Raw genomic sequence first — 15473 nt, 5'->3', positions numbered from 1 at the left:
GCCGGTTCCCCCTTTCGCGATCCGTCGCGGGCCGTGGAAGCGATCACCCGAGGAGTGAGGCCATGAACGTGAGGTGCGACGGGATCGTCCAGTACTTCGACCGGGAGAAGGGCTACGGCTTCGTCGTGCCGATCGGGCAGCGCGACGGCATCTACGTGCGGCGGGAGGACATCGAGGACGAGCCCCGCACCCTGTCCGAGGGGCAGCAGGTCTCCTTCGTCATAGAGCTGGGCCTCGGCCGCTTCGAGGCGCGCGCCGTCCGGCCCTGACCCCGGTGCCCTTCCGGGCACCGCTCCCGCCCGCTGCGCGGTGGACCCGCCCGGGTCCTCGGCCGCACCTCCCCGTGAGCAGCATCGGGCCGGGGCCCCGTCGTGACCCGGGGCGATCACGAGATATCTTGATGTCGAGCAATGTTGCAGACGTGGAGCGGAGCACCCGGTGACTGACTCGACCATCATCTACACCCACACTGACGAGGCGCCGGCCCTGGCGACGCATTCGTTCCTGCCCGTGATCCAGGCGTACGCCTCGACCGCCGGTGTCACTGTGGAGACCCGTGACATCTCCCTCGCGGGGCGCATCATCGCGAGCTTCCCCGAGTTCCTCGAGGAGAGCCAGCGGATCGACGACGCGCTCGCCGAGCTCGGCGAGCTGGCCAAGACGCCCGGCGCGAACATCATCAAGCTGCCGAACGTGTCGGCCTCCATCCCGCAGCTCAAGGCGGCCGTCGCCGAGCTGCAGGGCCAGGGCTACGCGCTGCCGGACTACCCGGACGACCCGAAGACCGACCAGGACAAGGACGTCCGCGCGCGCTACGACAAGATCAAGGGCAGCGCCGTCAACCCGGTCCTGCGCGAGGGCAACTCCGACCGCCGCGCCCCCGCGTCGGTCAAGAACTACGCCAAGGCCCACCCGCACCGCATGGGCAAGTGGACCTCCGACTCGAAGACGAACGTCGCCACCATGGGCGCGGACGACTTCCGGTCCACCGAGAAGTCCACGGTGATCGCCGAGGACGGTTCGCTGCGCATCGAGCTCGCGGCGGCCGACGGCACCACCACCGTGCTGCGCGAGTCCGTACCGGTGCTGGCCGGCGAGGTCGTCGACGCGTCCGTGATGCACGTGGCCGAGCTGCGCCGCTTCCTCACCGCGCAGATCGCCCGGGCCAAGGCCGAGGGCGTGCTGTTCTCGGTGCACCTCAAGGCCACCATGATGAAGGTCTCCGACCCCATCGTCTTCGGTCACGTGGTGCGCGCCTTCTTCCCGAAGACCTTCGACAAGTACGGTGACGTGCTGGCCGCGGCCGGTCTGTCCCCCAACGACGGCCTCGGCGGCATCCTGAAGGGCCTCGACAACGTGCCGCACATCGGCGCCGAGATCAAGGCGGCCTTCGAGGCCGAGCTCACCGAGGGCCCCGCCCTCGCGATGGTCGACTCCGATCGCGGCATCACCAACCTGCACGTGCCGTCGGACGTCATCGTCGACGCGTCCATGCCGGCCATGATCCGCACCTCGGGTCACATGTGGGGCCCGGACGGCCAGGAGGCCGACACCCTCGCCGTCCTCCCGGACAGCAGCTACTCCGGCGTGTACCAGGCCGTCATCGACGACTGCCGCGCGCACGGCGCCTTCGACCCGGCCACCATGGGCTCGGTGCCCAACGTCGGCCTGATGGCGCAGAAGGCCGAGGAGTACGGCAGCCACGACAAGACCTTCGAGATCCAGGCCGCCGGCACCGTCCGCCTCGTGGACACCGCGGGCAACGTGGTCCTGGAGCAGGAGGTCGCCGAGGGCGACATCTTCCGCGCCTGCCAGACCAAGGACCTGCCCATCCAGGACTGGGTCAAGCTCGCTGTCACCCGCGCCCGCGCCACCGGCGACCCGGCCGTGTTCTGGCTGGACGAGGGCCGCGCCCACGACGCCGTCCTCATCGAGAAGGTCCGCACCTACCTCGCCGAGCACGACACCGAGGGCCTGCGGATCGAGATCATGTCGCCGGTCGAGGCCACCGCGTTCTCGCTGGAGCGCATCCGCCGCGGCGAGAACACCATCTCGGTCACCGGCAACGTGCTGCGCGACTACCTGACCGACCTGTTCCCGATCCTGGAGCTGGGCACCAGCGCCAAGATGCTCTCGGTGGTCCCGCTGATGAACGGCGGCGGCCTCTTCGAGACGGGCGCCGGCGGCTCCGCCCCCAAGCACGTCCAGCAGCTGGTCAAGGAGAACTACCTGCGCTGGGACAGCCTGGGCGAGTTCCTCGCGCTCGCGGTCAGCTTCGAGCACCTGGCGACGACCACGGGCAACGCGCGCGCCCAGATCCTCGCCGACACCCTCGACCGCGCCACCGGCACCTTCCTCAACGAGGACAAGTCGCCGAGCCGCAAGCTCGGTGGCATCGACAACCGCGGCAGCCACTTCTACCTGGCGCTGTACTGGGCCCAGGAGCTGGCCAGGCAGACCGAGGACGCGCAGCTCGCTGAGGCGTTCGCGGAGCTGGCCAAGACGCTGACCGAGCAGGAGTCGACGATCGTCGACGAGCTCATCGCGGTGCAGGGTTCGCCGGTCGACATCGGCGGCTACTACCAGCCGGACCCCGCCAAGGCGTCCGCGGTCATGCGCCCCTCGAAGACCCTGAACCAGGCCATCGCCACCCTCGCCTGAACCAGCCCGACTCCCCTTCGGGGGAGAGCAGTTGAGCACGCCGCCGCCCCGGCCGGATCCTTCCGGCCGGGGCGGTCGGCTTCCTCGTCCCGGAGGCTGCGCGCGGCCGCGGCCCGAACGGGGCCGCCCCGCCTGGCGGTTCAGACGTGGCGGGGCAGCCGGACCGTCAGCGAGTAGAGGCGGGTGATCTGCTTCGGGTTCTCGTTGTCGTCGCTGACCAGGAGCAGCCGCAGTCGGCCGTCCCCGGTGCGGCCCGTGACCGCCACGCCCTCGATGTTGTCGAGCAGCGGGTTGGGCTGCGGCTGCCTGGCCGTCGCGCCCAGGGAGGGGCAGGCGGCCAGATCGGCGAGCAGGGTCTTGCGCACGGCCCTGGCCCGGCCCGGCAGGTTCTCGACCCCGCTCACGTCGCTCGCCCCGCGCGGGTCGGCGAGGAAGAGGCGGACGGTGTTGCCGACGCCCGCGGTGAAGCCGCGCTCCAGGACCAGCAGCCGCCCGTCGCCCGCCGCGGTGATCTCGGAGACACCCGTGTTCGGCTCCGCGGGATACGCGTACTGCCCGGCGAGGCGGAAACCGTCCGTGGGGCCGCCGCGGTGCCAGGTCTGGAAGCGTACGAGCGAGCGACCGGCCGCGTCCTTGCCGTCACCGGACAGCGGGGCCTCCATCGAGGCGACCAGGGTGTGCCCGCCGGGCTGGAGGGCGAGGCCCTCGAAGGTGGCGTTGGTGACGGCGCGGCCGGCCGGGGCGACCCGCAGCGCGTCGGGGACGGGCAGGCGACCCAGCGGCCTGCCGTCGCGGTCGTAGCGGCGTACGGACGGCTCGGTCTCCGAGGTGATCAGGCGGGAGCCGTCGCGCTCCACGACGACGGCCTCCGAGTCGAGCGGCGCCCCCTTCTCGTCCGCGAGCGGAACGACGCGGGTGGGAGCGGCCACCGGACCCCGGCCCACCGTCAGGCCGAAGAGCCGCGAACGGTCGGACAGCGCGGCGACGGTGCCGTCGGTGTCCACGGCAAGCCCGGACAGATTGCCGACCACCGTGCCCTGATACACCGTTTTGTCCAGACCGTCCCAGAAGCCGTCGAGCGCGGTGGACGAGGAGCAGGCGTGCGGGGCACGTGCGGGCGCCCGTTCCGCGGCGGTCGCATCGGTGACGCTCGCGGAGACGGCGACGGCCAGTGAAGCGGTCGCGGCGGTGACGGCGGTGCGCAGGCGCACGGTTCCTCCCAGGATCGGGTACGGCGGTACCGACACCGTAGATCGGCTTGTGTGACCGGCGAGTTGAGTCGCACCGTCCTGCGGGGGAACGCCGGACCGCCGGTCGTATCCGGCGCGGACCCGGGCGATCGGCCACCCGGGCTCGTGCGAGGGCGGCCCCGTCGCGGCCGCGAACCGCTGGTGAGCCGGGGCCCTGGCGGCTCGGCGGGGGCGCTGAGCCACTTATCCTGAGCCACTCAGTCCGTACCGGTGCCCTGGCCGCACAACTTGTCCTTGGAGTCCGCCTTGAGGGTAAATCTCCGTTCCCGAGTCACCATGTGGCTCGGGCGCACCTACCTTGCCAGGATCCAGAAGCGCGGCATCGGGCCCGGCACGATCTCGCTCCTGCCCGACGCGCTGCTGATGCCGCTGCGCCGGGACGGGCTCGACCCGGTGGCCGAGCTGACCGCCCGGCAGGCCGAGGAGCCGGTCAGCAAGGTCCCGCTGCCGTTCGGCATGGACGCCTGGGTCGTCACCGGCCACGACGCCGTGAAGGCCGTACTGGGCTCCACCGACGGGTTCAGCAACGACTTCACCCACCTCGCGGGCAACGCGGGAGTCGTCGAGGAGCAGCACCCGGGCGGGCTCGGTTTCAGCGATCCGCCGGTGCACACCCGGCTGCGCCGCATCCTGACGCCCGAGTTCACCATGCGGCGCCTGCGCCGGCTGACCCCGCGCATCGACGCCCTCGTCGAGGAGCGGCTCGACGCGATGGAGGCCGCGGACGGGCCGGTCGACCTGGTGGAGGCCTTCGCGCTGCCCATTCCCTCGCTGACCATCTGCGAACTGCTGGGCGTGCCCTACGAGGACCGCGACGACTTCCAGCAGCTCGCCATGGAGCGCTTCGACCTGTTCGCCGGCGCGACCGCCCCGCTCGGCGCGATGTCGGCTTCTCTGTCCTACTTCCGCGACGTCGTCAAGAAGCAGCGCGAGAACCCGGGCGACGGCCTCCTCGGCATGATCGTCAAGGAGCACGGGGACAGCGTCGGCGACGACGAACTCGCGGGGCTCGCCGACGGCGTGCTGACCGGCGGGTTCGAGACGACCGCGAGCATGCTGGCGCTCGGCGCCCTCGTCCTGCTCCAGGAACCGGACGCCTTCGCGCGAATAGCGGACGACGAGGCGGCGGCCGCGACATTCGTCGAGGAGGCGCTGCGCCATCTCACCGTCGTGCAGCTGGCCTTCCCGCGCTTCGCCCGCGAGGACGTCGAGATCGCGGGGGTGCGCATCCCCAAGGGCGACATGGTGCTCTGCTCGCTGAGCGGCGCCAACCGGGACGCCGCGTTCACCCCGGACGGCGCCCGCTTCGACCCGTCCCGCAGGGCGAGCGGCCACCTGGCCTTCGGCTACGGCATCCACCGCTGCATCGGCGCGGAACTGGCCCGCATGGAGCTGCGCGCCGCCTTCCCCGCCCTGGTCCGCCGCTTCCCCGGGATGCGCCTGGCCGTGCCGGCCGAGGAACTCGCCTTCCGCAAGCTGTCGATCGTGTACGGCGTTGAGTCCCTGCCGGTGCGGCTGCGGGGCTGACCCGCCCGGGCCGGGACCCGGGCGGGAGCGCTCATCAGCTCACCGTGAGCGCGGTGTCGTCGATGACGAACGACGTCTGGAGCTTGGAGCCCTCGGTCGCGGTGAACTTGAGCGTCACCGTCTGCCCCGCGTAGGCGCCGAGGTCGAAGGTGTGCTGGGTGTAGTCGTCCGCCGCGTCGAGGTTGGAGTACGTGGCGAGGGTGGCCAGGACCGATCCGCCGCTGCCCAGCACCTGGACCTTGAGGGTGTCGTACGCCGTGCTCGTGGTCGTCTCGTCCGTGTCGATGTGCAGCTGGAAGCCGAGCGAGGCCGCGCAGCCCGCCGGGATGGTCACCGTCTGGGCCAGCGTGTCGGTGTGCGCCGTGCCCTTGCCGCCGAGCCAGGCCTTGTAGGCGCCGGAGTAGGGGGGCTCGCCACTGCTGGTGTTGATGATGCCGCTGGTGGCCGTCCAGCCCGAACTGCCCGATTCGAAGCCGGGGTTGGCGAGCAGCTGGGCCGGGGTGCACGGGGTGGGGATGCCGCCGCCCCCGGTGCTGCCGCCCGCGCCCGAGAGCCACTCGGTGGCGTTGAGGGCGAGCGCGGCGTCGGTGCCCGCCGGGTCGTTCCAGCCGTCGTACAGGTTGTTGCCCGGCTGGCCGGTGCCGTCGTCGATCGGTGAGCTGTCGCCCCAGAAGGCGACACGGCCGCTGCCGAAGGTGCTGGTGGCGAAGAAGGCGCCGGTGTTGCCGGAGTAGCCGGTGCGGTAGACCTCGCCCTTGACCGCCGGGTTGTCGGACGGCTTGAGGGTGGCGGTGGTGCCGTTGCGGATGATGCTGCCGGTCACCTTGCCGAACGAGCCGTTCAGGACCGGGTCGGAGGCGTCGCTGATGGCCCGCGGGTTGTCGGTGCCGATGTTGAGCGAGTCGACCGAGAAGCCGAACGGGTCCGACGAGTCCACGCTGTTGTTGGACATCAGGTCGTTGATGACCTTCACCGCGTCCGCGCCGTCGTTGTTGCGGTCGGAACCGGTGTGGTCGGAGATGAGGAACAGGCCGCCTCCGTTGCGCACGAACTGCATCACGGCGGTCTTCTCGGACGCGCTGAGCAGCACGTTCGGCTCGGGCATCACGAACGTGTCGAAGTTCTTCAGGTCCGTCGCCGAAGAGGTGCCGTACGTGATCGTGCCGCCCGAAGGCAGCGTCTTCAGGGCGTAGTTGCCGGTCTTCTGGAGCGCCACGCCCCACGAGGACAGCGCGCCCGTCCAGTCGCCCTCGGAGCTGGGGGAGGGGTTCTCGCCGAGCGGGTCCGGCTGGCTGGTGCTGATGATCCAGTCGGCGTTGCCGGCTGTCTCCGCCTTGGAATTGTCGAACAGCACCCGGTGCTGGGTGGCGGCCGCGGCCCGGGGGGCGGGCGACGCGGGCGGGGTGGCGGCCTGGGCGGCCGCGCCGCCCGCGACGACGAGCGCGCCGAGTGCGGTCAGCACACCGGCGGTCCGGCGATGGGAGCGTCCGGAACTTCTGGCTCCGAGCATCCTGTGTACCTCCGTGAGGGTGGGGGCCAAGGTGGTGGGGACACCAAGTCTGCGCGCGTAGAACGTCGTTGTACGGACGCCTGCGCGGCGCGCGGTTGAACCGTACATGGCAGAAACGTGCGACGGCAGGCTTGTCCGTGGCGAAATCTGCTGGTAATCGCGCATGCGCCCCTGGTTCTAGGCTCGTTACCGGGAACGGTGACGGGGAGCGCGCACGGGGAAGCGGTGCGGGCGTGATCGGGGAGGTTGTCGATGGCTAGTGGCACGAGGCTGCGCCCGGTGGGCGGCCAGGACGTGCGTCCGCGCCACCGCGTGGTGCACGGGTACCGCCGGGCGTACCGGACCGCGGGGCAGGGGCCGCCCGTCGTGCTGATCCACGGCATCGGCGACTCCTCCGCCACCTGGGCCGGGCTGATCCCCGGCCTCGCCCGCCGCTACACCGTCCTCGCGCCCGACCTGCTCGGCCACGGCGCCTCCGACAAGCCGCGCGCCGACTACTCGGTGGCCGCGTACGCCAACGGCGTCCGGGACCTGCTCGGGGTCCTCGGCATCGAACGGGCCACCCTGGTCGGGCACTCGCTCGGCGGCGGCGTGGCCATGCAATTCGCCTATCAGTACCCGGAGTTGACCGAGCGGCTCGTCCTGGTCGGCGCCGGGGGCGTGGGCCGCGAGGTCAACCCGGTCCTGCGCGCCGCGGCCCTGCCCGGCGCCGAGCTGGTGCTCGCCCTGCTCTCGCGGCCCGGGATGCGTGGGCCGGTCCGCCTCGTCATCGAACTGATGCGGCTGCTCGACAGCGACCTCGGCCAGGACGCCCCGGAGCTGCTCGGCCTCGTGGACGCACTGCCCGACGCCAGGTCCCGGAGCGTCTTCATCCGCACCCTGCGCGCGGTCGTCGACTGGCGCGGCCAGGTCGTCACCATGCTCGACCGCTGCTATCTGACCCAGGGCATGCCCACCCTGCTCATCTGGGGCTCGCGCGACAGCGTCGTACCCGAACGGCACGCCCACCGCGCGCACGCCGCGATGCCGGGCAGCCGGCTGGAGGTCTTCGAGGGGGCCGGGCACTTCCCCTTCCACTCGGATGCGGCCCGCTTCCTCGCCCTGGTCGAGGACTTCATCGAGTCCACCGCGCCCGCCGACTGGAGCGCCGAACGCTGGCACGCCCTGCTGCGGGCGGGCCGCTTCGGCACGGTCGTGGCCGAGCCCGATCCGGCGTACGAGGCGGCCGTGGAGCGGGAGTTGAGGGTGGAGAGCGAGCGCAGCGCGACCTAGCCCCGCCGGTCGGGCGGGGCCGGGTCGCGCCGGGTCCCGGGTCCGGGCCCCTCAGGAGCGAGGGGGCGCGCCGGACGCGCGGAGGACCGCGGTCACTTCTTCAGGACCGCCTCCATCACGGACTTCGCGATCGGCGCGCCCAGCTTGCCACCGGCGATCTCGGACCGCTTGATGTCCATGTCCGCCGGGTCCACGAAGACCGCCACCGCCACCGGCGAGGTGCCGTCGCTCTGCTTGGCGTACGACACGAACCAGGCGTACGGGCGCTCCTCGCGCACATCGGCTCCGTGCTGGGCGGTGCCGGTCTTGCCGCCGACGGTGACGCCCTCCATCCTCACCTTCTTCGCGGTGCCGTCGCTCGCGGTGAACTCCATCATCTCCTGCACCTTCTTCGCGGTGCTCTCGGAGACGGCCTGGCTGAGGGCCTCGGGCTGGGCCTTCTCCAGGGTCGAGAGGTCGGGGCCGCGCAGCTCGTCGACCATGTACGGCTTCATGACCTTGCCGTTGTTGGCGATCCCCGCGGTCACCATGGCCATCTGGAGCGGGGTGCTGGTCAGGCTGCCCTGGCCCATGCCGGTCAGCGCGGTCTGCGGCTTGTCCAGCTTGTCCGGGTAGCCGCTCTTCGCCGTGCGGACCGGAGTGAACTGCTCGTGGTTGAAGCCGAACTTCTCGGCCGTCTCGCGCATCTTGTCCTTGCCGGTCTTGAGCGCGGTCTGCAGGAACACGTTGTTGCAGGACCACTGCATGCCGGTCTTGAGGGAGACCTTGTCGCACAGCGAGTTCTCGACGTCGTTGCCCACCTGGGTGGTGCTGAGCGGCAGGGTGTAGGGGGCCGGGGCGTCCGGCATCGGGGCGTTGATGTCGCTCACGACGCCGTGCTCCAGGGCGGCGGCCGCGGTGAGGATCTTGAAGGTGGACCCCGGCGGGTACACCTCGCGGATCGCCCGGTTGTTCAGCGGCTTGCTCTTGTCGGCGTCGAGCCTCTTGAACTCCTCGCCCTCCTTCTTGGAGATCCCGGCGAAGACGGAGGGATCGTAGGAGGGCGTGCTCACCATCGCGAGGATCCTGCCGGAGCGCGGATCGAGGGCGACGACCGCGCCCTTGGCGTTGAGGTCCGTCAGCCCCTTGTACGCGGCCTTCTGCGCGGCCGGGTCGATGGTGGTGATCACATCGCCGCCGCGCGGGGCCTTCCCGGTGAGCATCGACTTGGTCCGGTCGAGGAAGAGCCGGTCGTCCTTGCCGTTCATCACCTTCGCGTGCACGCCCTCCAGGAAGGTGGCGCCCTGCGCCTGGGAGAGGTAGCCGGTGACCGGCGCGTACATCGGGCCGTCCTGGTAGGTGCGCTTGTACTTGAAGTCGGAGCCCGGCGTCTGCACCGACCCGGTGATCGGCTTCCCGCCCACCACGATGTCGCCACGCGGCTGCGAGAAGGCCTCGATCTGGACCCGGCGGTTGTGCTCATCGCCGGCGAGGGCGTCGCCCTTCACGAACTGGACCCACGTCGCCCGGATCGGCAGGGCGAACACCATCACCCCGCAGAAGACGGCTATGTGGCGCAGCGGCTTGTTCATCACACTCCCAGAGACGTACCGAATGGGGTTGAACCGGACATGGAGTGATCAGCAGATCAGGCCGGGCGCCCCGATGTCCAAGAGCGGCAGCACATCGACGCCTTGGTGATCCGCCTATCGGTGCAGGTCACAGCCGTACGGCGGGGGATTTTCCAGAGTGTGGCTGTTACGGAAAGGTCATATAACGGTCATCGGGGGCATCGTCGCCGGCCCGGTGGTGGGCGTCTTCGAGCCGGGCAATGCCCGACGCGGCGTCGTGTGCAATTCACCGGGAGCACATATGGCGATCCCATACTCACTGCGCGGAAGCCCATGCGGAAACCACAGAGGGATTCGACTGTGCACCACGTCGCGGAGAACGCCACACCCATGCTCTCGATATCCACCGCAACCACGGCCACCGGCTCCTCCTACGTCACCTCCATCGCGGACACCGAGCAGCAGATCCGGGCCGCCCAGCGGCTGCGGTACCGCGTCTTCGGCGAAGAGATGGGCGCCACGCTCACCACCCCGCTGCCCGGCCACGACATCGACTCCTTCGACGCCCGCGCCGACCACCTGATCGTCACCGACACCTCCAGCGGCGACGTGGTCGGCACCTACCGGCTGCTGCCGCCCGGACGGTCCCAACGCTCCTACTGCGAGGGCGAGTTCGACCTCGAAGCGCTCGCCCCGCTGCGGTCGTCGATGATCGAGGCGGGGCGTTCCTGCGTCCACCCCGACCACCGTTCGGGCGCGGTCATCAACCTGATGTGGTCGGCGCTGGCGCGCTATGTCCTGCTGTCGGGCCACCGCTACCTGGCGGGCTGCGCGTCCGTGCCGCTGGCCGACGGCGGCACGGCCGCCTCCAGTGCCTGGCTGCTCGGCAATGCCAAGCACTCCTCGCCGCCCGAGCTCAGGGTGCACCCCCACCGCCCCTGGCTGCCCGCGGGCCCGGTGGAGGGCCGCCCCAGCTACGCCGACCTGCCACCCCTCCTGCGCGGCTACTTCCGGCTCGGCGCCTGGATGTGTGGCGCGCCCACATATGACCCCGAGTTCAACGTGGCCGACTTCTTCGTGCTGCTCGACATGGACCGGCTCGGCGAGCGCTACCGCCGCTACTTCCTGGGGGACACCCGATGAACCCGTGGTCGGTTGCGGCGCCCTGCACCCCGGACTGTGTGCGCGAGACGGAGCCGCGGGTGCCGCTGACCGAGGCGGCCCGCCGGTACGCGGCCCTCACCCACACCCTGATCCGCACCGTGGCGCTGGGCGACCGGCTTGCCGCGCCCGCCGTCCTGCGCGCCCGGGCCCGCGCCGTCCTCGACGCCCTGGGCGTGCGGCTCGAAACCGGGCCGGTCCCGCCCGGAGGCGGCGGGGGAGCGCTGCTCGTCGCCAACCACATCTCCTGGCTCGACGCCGTGGCGCTGCTCGCAGTGGAGCCGGTCAGCGTGCTCGCCAAACGGGAAGTGGGCCAGTGGCCGGTGGTCGGCACGCTGGCCCGCCGCATCGGCACCCGCTTCATCGACCGGGGCGCCGTACGTGAACTCCCCTGCATCGTGGCGGAGTTGGCCGCCACCCTCGAAGCCGGCCGGTCCGTCCTGGTCTTCCCGCAGGCGACGACCTGGTGCACCGTGGCGGGCGGCCGGTTCCGGCGGGCCGCGTTCCAGGCGGCCGTCGACGCGGGCGCGCCGGTGCGGCCGATCACCGTCGACTACGTACAGCGCGGCGTCCCCAGCACGGTCGCGGCCTTCCTCGGCGGCGACGACTTCACGACCTCGCTGCGCCGGGTGGCCGCCGCCCGCGACCTGAGCGTGCGGGTCACCGCGCACCCGCCGCTGTGGGGCACCGACCGCCGCACCCTGGCCGCCGAGGCCCACGCGGTGGTCCGCGGCGCCCGTTGTCCCGCCCACGCCGAACAGGCCGTCCCCGTCTGACCTGTGCGCCCGCCCCGCCCGGCGCACACCGGGCCCCCGTGCGCAGCCTCTAAGCTGGGCAGCCATGTTCACCCCCCAGGGCCCCACCGTCCGTGAGCTGGCCGCCCAGGCGCTGTCGTCCGTCGAGCACGGCTACGACCTCCTGGCCCCGAAGTTCGACCACACTCCCTTCCGCACACCGGGGGCGATCCTCGATGCGGTGGCGGCCGTCCTCGACGGGCTCGGCCCCTTCGACCGGGGGCTCGACCTGTGCTGCGGCACCGGCGCGGGCCTCGACGTGCTGGCCGCCGTGTGCCGGAAGAACGTCACCGGGATCGACATCAGCGCCGGCATGCTGGACGTCGCCGCCCGTGCGCATCCGGAGGCCACCTTGCTGCGGGCCGACGCGCGGGCGCTGCCGCTGCGGGCCGCGTTCGATCTGGCCGTCAGCTTCGGCGCGTTCGGGCACTTCCTGCCCAGGGAGCGGCCGAACCTGTTCGCGCAGGCCCATGCGGCGCTGCGGCCGGGCGGCCGGTTCGCGTTCCCGGTGGTGGCGCCCGCCCGGCCGGGCAGCCCCGGCCACCTCGCCCTGCTGGGCTTCGACGCGGCGATGCGAGTGCGCAACGCGCTGTGGCGTCCCCCGTTCGTCATGTACTACCGGGGGTTCCGCCTCGGAAACGTGCGGCGCGACCTCGTGGCCGCCGGTTTCGGTGTGGAGCTGTACGCGCTGGAAGAGCTGGGCCGCCGTCCGGACGGAAGCCCCCGGGCCCGACTGGTCGTGGCGACCAAGTAGCCGACCGGGAGGGGGCCCCGTCCGTCAGGACGAGGCCCCCGGCCGTGCTCACCCACTCCCGTCAGGGTCGCACCTGTCGTCGCCGTGCCGCGCCTGTCGGTGCGCACGGTCCCGTGTGCCGCCAACGGGCAACTGGGCTCAGGAGCAGGTCAGTTGCGGGGCGGCCCAGTCGGCATGGTCGTAGTCGACCCCGTCCCCGGCGTCCGTCACGACCAGCTTCAGTTCGTTGGCCCCGGTCAGGTCCGCCGCGATCGCCTTGGCGGCGTCCGCCCCGGTGAGCCTGCCGCTGTCGGCGGCGAGCGCACCGTCGCGGTACACCTGGAAGACGACCGAGCCCTTGGCGCCCACCTCGTCGTCCACGCCCACGCTCGCGTTGAACGCGGTGCAGGTGCCGCCGAGGTAGTACGTCACCGCCGACGCCGCGTGGACCCCGAGGCCCTTGGCGTACGTGGTGCCGTTGATGGTCAGGGTGGTGCCGTCGCCCGCGGCCTGCTCGCCGTTGCTGCGGTCGCGCTCGACCGGCCCCCAGCCGTTGGCCGCCGACGTCCAGGGCAGGTCGCTGAGCGCGTGGGTCCCCGCCGACGGGCCCCGGCCGCAGGCCAGTTGGGCGTTCGCCCAGTCGGCGTGGTCATAGGTGGTGCCGTCGCCGCCGTCGGTGACCACGAGCCGCAGCTTGGTGGCGCCGGTGAGATCCGCCGTCAGATGCTTGGCCGGATCGCTCGCGGTGCGCAGCCCGCTGTCCGCGACCAGCGTGTCGTCGCGGTAGATCCGGAAGACGACCGAACCCCCCGCCGTGGCCTCGTCGTCCACCCCCACGTCGACCCCGAGCGAACGGCAGCCGCCGCCCAGGTAGTACGCGATGTCCGAGGGGGCGTGCGCGCCGAGGCCCTTGGCGTAGGTGGTGCCGTTGATGGTGAGGGTCCGGCCGTCACCGGCGGCCTGCTCGCCGTTGCTGTGGTCGCGCTCGACCGGGCCCCAGCCGTTCACGGCCGACAGCCACGGCAGGTCGCTGAGCTGGTTGAGGCCGGTCGGCGGCGGCACCGGGGTGCCCGGCGTCACCCGGTACATCACCGTGCCGTGCGCCGGTACCGACGCGCTGATCGTGCCGGTGGTGCTGCTCGTCGCCTTGGACCACAGGTCCTTGAGCGCGTAGGACGAGGCGCCGCCGATGCCGAGCGCGTCGACGCTCGTGGAGATCGTCCGGGCGGAGGTGTTCTCGTTGGTGAGGGTGACCGAACGCCCGCCGTCAGCGAGGGGTTTGGACATCACGACCAGGCCGCCGGAGCTGGACACCACCGTGCCCTGCTTGCCGAGCGGGTCCTGGTCGACCGCGATGACGTCGGTGTTCTTGAGGATGGCGAGGGTGGCCGCGCTCGGACTGCGCAGATCGCTGCCGATGAGCAGCGGCGCCGCCATCTGGGACCACAGGCTGAAGTGGGTGCGGTACTCGGTGTCCGTCATGCCGCCGTTGCCCACCTCCAGCATGTCCGGGTCGTTCCAGCCGCCGGGGCCGGAGTACGGTGCGAGTGACTGGTTCTGGTGCGCGATGCCGATCATGCTCGACCAGTTGTCGCTGATGTCGCCCGTGGTGCGCCAGGAGTTGCCGATGCCGGGCGCCCAGTTCCAGGGCTGGTTGGAGCCCCACTCGCAGATGCTGTAGAGGATGGGCCGGCCGGTGGCCTTGAGGGCGTCTCCCATGGCCTGGTAGCGCTGTTTGGCGTCCACACCCGTGTTGTTGCAGTTGTCGTACTTGAGGTAGTCGACGCCCCAGGACGCCCACAGGTTCGCGTCCTGCCGCTCGTGGCCCAGGCCGCCGGGGAAGCCCTGGGTGTCACAGGTCTTGGTGCCCGCGCTGGAGTAGAGCCCGAACTTGAGGCCCTTGGCGTGCACGTAGTCCGCGACCGCCTTGATGCCGTGCGGGAAGCGCACCGGGTCGGGGACGAGGTTGCCGGAGGCGTCCCGGTTGGGCAGCGCCCAGCAGTCGTCGATGTTGACATAGGTGTAGCCGACGGCCTTGAGGCCCTGCGCGACGAAGGCGTCCGCGATGCCCTCGACCATCGACTCGTTGAACTCGGCGCGGCAGTGCGTGGAGTTCCAGTTGTTGAACCCCATCTGCGGGGTGCGCGCCAGACCGTTGTCCACGGCCGCGGCGGGCGGCGCGGCCGCGACCTCCACGGCGACCGTCACGCCGCCCGCGACGAGAGCGAGCGTGCCCAGCGTGGCGATCAGGCGTTGTCTGAAACTGTGCAGTTCGGTAGTCAAGTGCGGCTCCAGTGAGGGTATTTGGCGCACAAACGAACGGCGTCGAACGAAAGCAACCACATCTCAGCGGTCAGTCACGTGCATGTCAAGAGAAAGGGAGGGGGAGTCGCGAAAGTGTCCCTCCGGGCCACGGCGGGTCCTGGACGGGCCCATGGACGGGCGCTGGAGCACGGGCGAAGGCATCGGCAGGCGGCCGCGAGGACGTGCGATCGCCCCGGTCGTGAGGACGGGGCGCGCGGGGGCGGCGGTGTGTGTGACGGCCCGCACAGCGCGGCAGCCCCACCGCACCCTGCGGTGGGGCTCCGTCGCGACCGATGGATGGACCAGGAGGACCGGGCGCACGGCCCGGTCCGGGGTGGGGGTCGCTAGCAGTCGGGGACGCGGCCCTGCGCGTCGACGTAGGCGGCGCTCGCCCAGCCGCCGGCCCGGTCCAGCCAGTACCACCAGCTGGTGCCGTCGACGCTCGACCCGTGTGTCTTGCACTCCAGCCGGTCCTGGGCGCCCGGCGCCAGACTCGTCACCACATCGGCGCGCAGGTTCGGCTCGTCCCGGATGTTCAGCTCGATGCGTGAGGTGACGGTGCCCCACACGGTCCCGTCGTCATGGTGCGCCGGGGCCGCGGCGGCGGTGACCGCCATGGCGACGCTTCCCGCGGAAAGACCGCAGGCGAGCAGGCCCGCGGCCACGGCTCGACGTGTGCGTCCGGTGTGCATGAGCGACTCCCTTCGTCAC

General features: G+C 71.5%; 12 protein-coding genes. 7 read left to right on the top strand and 5 right to left on the bottom strand.

Annotation, left to right across the window (positions count from 1 at the left end; genetic code table 11):
- Positions 1-62 precede the first annotated feature (62 nt).
- Both DT019_RS02445 and DT019_RS02440 read left to right on the top strand, forming a co-directional pair.
- Positions 63-269 carry a cold shock domain-containing protein gene (locus tag DT019_RS02445; protein WP_114034873.1) on the top strand — a complete coding sequence of 69 codons (207 nt, stop codon included), beginning with the start codon at positions 63-65 and terminating at the stop codon, positions 267-269.
- Positions 270-438: 169 nt separating this feature from the next.
- Complete coding sequence (locus DT019_RS02440) at positions 439-2661, top strand: NADP-dependent isocitrate dehydrogenase (RefSeq protein ID WP_114034872.1); 2223 nt, start codon at positions 439-441, stop codon at positions 2659-2661.
- Positions 2662-2801: 140 nt separating this feature from the next.
- Here the strand turns inward: DT019_RS02440 and DT019_RS02435 are convergent, their stop codons facing one another.
- Positions 2802-3872: an esterase-like activity of phytase family protein gene (locus DT019_RS02435; protein ID WP_114034871.1), complete on the bottom strand. Its 1071-nt coding sequence runs from the start codon at positions 3870-3872 to the stop codon at positions 2802-2804.
- Between the two features lie 315 nt (positions 3873-4187).
- On the opposite strand from DT019_RS02435, the gene DT019_RS02430 reads away from it, so the two are divergent.
- Positions 4188-5438, top strand: coding sequence for a cytochrome P450 (locus DT019_RS02430; protein ID WP_114034870.1), 1251 nt, complete (start codon positions 4188-4190; stop codon positions 5436-5438).
- A 34-nt stretch (positions 5439-5472) separates the two neighbouring features.
- Here the strand turns inward: DT019_RS02430 and DT019_RS02425 are convergent, their stop codons facing one another.
- Positions 5473-6948, bottom strand: a complete 1476-nt coding sequence (locus DT019_RS02425; RefSeq protein WP_114034869.1) for an immune inhibitor A — start codon at positions 6946-6948, stop codon at positions 5473-5475.
- A 252-nt stretch (positions 6949-7200) separates the two neighbouring features.
- Here DT019_RS02425 and DT019_RS02420 point away from each other — a divergent pair, with 252 nt between their 5' ends.
- Positions 7201-8220: an alpha/beta fold hydrolase gene (locus DT019_RS02420; protein ID WP_114034868.1), complete on the top strand. Its 1020-nt coding sequence runs from the start codon at positions 7201-7203 to the stop codon at positions 8218-8220.
- 92 nt (positions 8221-8312) lie between these two features.
- Here the strand turns inward: DT019_RS02420 and DT019_RS02415 are convergent, their stop codons facing one another.
- Positions 8313-9791 (bottom strand): peptidoglycan D,D-transpeptidase FtsI family protein, encoded by a 1479-nt coding sequence (locus DT019_RS02415; protein ID WP_114034867.1) that lies wholly within the window; start codon positions 9789-9791, stop codon positions 8313-8315.
- Positions 9792-10160: 369 nt separating this feature from the next.
- Here DT019_RS02415 and DT019_RS02410 point away from each other — a divergent pair, with 369 nt between their 5' ends.
- From DT019_RS02410 to DT019_RS02400, 3 genes are all read left to right on the top strand, one after another.
- Positions 10161-10913 (top strand): GNAT family N-acetyltransferase, encoded by a 753-nt coding sequence (locus DT019_RS02410; RefSeq protein WP_114035287.1) that lies wholly within the window; start codon positions 10161-10163, stop codon positions 10911-10913.
- Between the two features lie 38 nt (positions 10914-10951).
- A complete protein-coding gene (locus DT019_RS02405) occupies positions 10952-11707 on the top strand; it encodes a lysophospholipid acyltransferase family protein (RefSeq protein ID WP_223279271.1) in 756 nt (251 codons plus the stop codon).
- Between the two features lie 64 nt (positions 11708-11771).
- Positions 11772-12479 carry a class I SAM-dependent methyltransferase gene (locus DT019_RS02400; RefSeq protein ID WP_114034865.1) on the top strand — a complete coding sequence of 236 codons (708 nt, stop codon included), beginning with the start codon at positions 11772-11774 and terminating at the stop codon, positions 12477-12479.
- Positions 12480-12617: 138 nt separating this feature from the next.
- Here the strand turns inward: DT019_RS02400 and DT019_RS02395 are convergent, their stop codons facing one another.
- Both DT019_RS02395 and DT019_RS02390 read right to left on the bottom strand, forming a co-directional pair.
- A complete protein-coding gene (locus DT019_RS02395; protein WP_317617721.1) occupies positions 12618-14741 on the bottom strand; it encodes an NPCBM/NEW2 domain-containing protein in 2124 nt (707 codons plus the stop codon).
- Positions 14742-15106: 365 nt separating this feature from the next.
- Positions 15107-15454: an SH3 domain-containing protein gene (locus DT019_RS02390; RefSeq protein WP_147267250.1), complete on the bottom strand. Its 348-nt coding sequence runs from the start codon at positions 15452-15454 to the stop codon at positions 15107-15109.
- Positions 15455-15473: the final 19 nt, after the last annotated feature.

This window comes from Streptomyces sp. SDr-06 (assembly GCF_003324565.1).
Taxonomy (GTDB): domain Bacteria; phylum Actinomycetota; class Actinomycetes; order Streptomycetales; family Streptomycetaceae; genus Streptomyces.
The sequence above is the reverse complement of the archived record's forward strand: the minus strand, read 5'-3'. Positions and strand labels throughout refer to the sequence as shown.

Coding starts and splice junctions, on each gene's coding strand:
- DT019_RS02420 (WP_114034868.1), top strand. CDS start 7,201: ATGGCTAGTGGCACGAGGCTGCGCCCGGTGGGCGGCCAGGACGTGCGT.
- DT019_RS02410 (WP_114035287.1), top strand. CDS start 10,161: ATGCTCTCGATATCCACCGCAACCACGGCCACCGGCTCCTCCTACGTC.
- DT019_RS02445 (WP_114034873.1), top strand. CDS start 63: ATGAACGTGAGGTGCGACGGGATCGTCCAGTACTTCGACCGGGAGAAG.
- DT019_RS02415 (WP_114034867.1), bottom strand. CDS start 9,791: ATGAACAAGCCGCTGCGCCACATAGCCGTCTTCTGCGGGGTGATGGTG.
- DT019_RS02400 (WP_114034865.1), top strand. CDS start 11,772: ATGTTCACCCCCCAGGGCCCCACCGTCCGTGAGCTGGCCGCCCAGGCG.
- DT019_RS02390 (WP_147267250.1), bottom strand. CDS start 15,454: ATGCACACCGGACGCACACGTCGAGCCGTGGCCGCGGGCCTGCTCGCC.
- DT019_RS02425 (WP_114034869.1), bottom strand. CDS start 6,948: ATGCTCGGAGCCAGAAGTTCCGGACGCTCCCATCGCCGGACCGCCGGT.
- DT019_RS02430 (WP_114034870.1), top strand. CDS start 4,188: ATGTGGCTCGGGCGCACCTACCTTGCCAGGATCCAGAAGCGCGGCATC.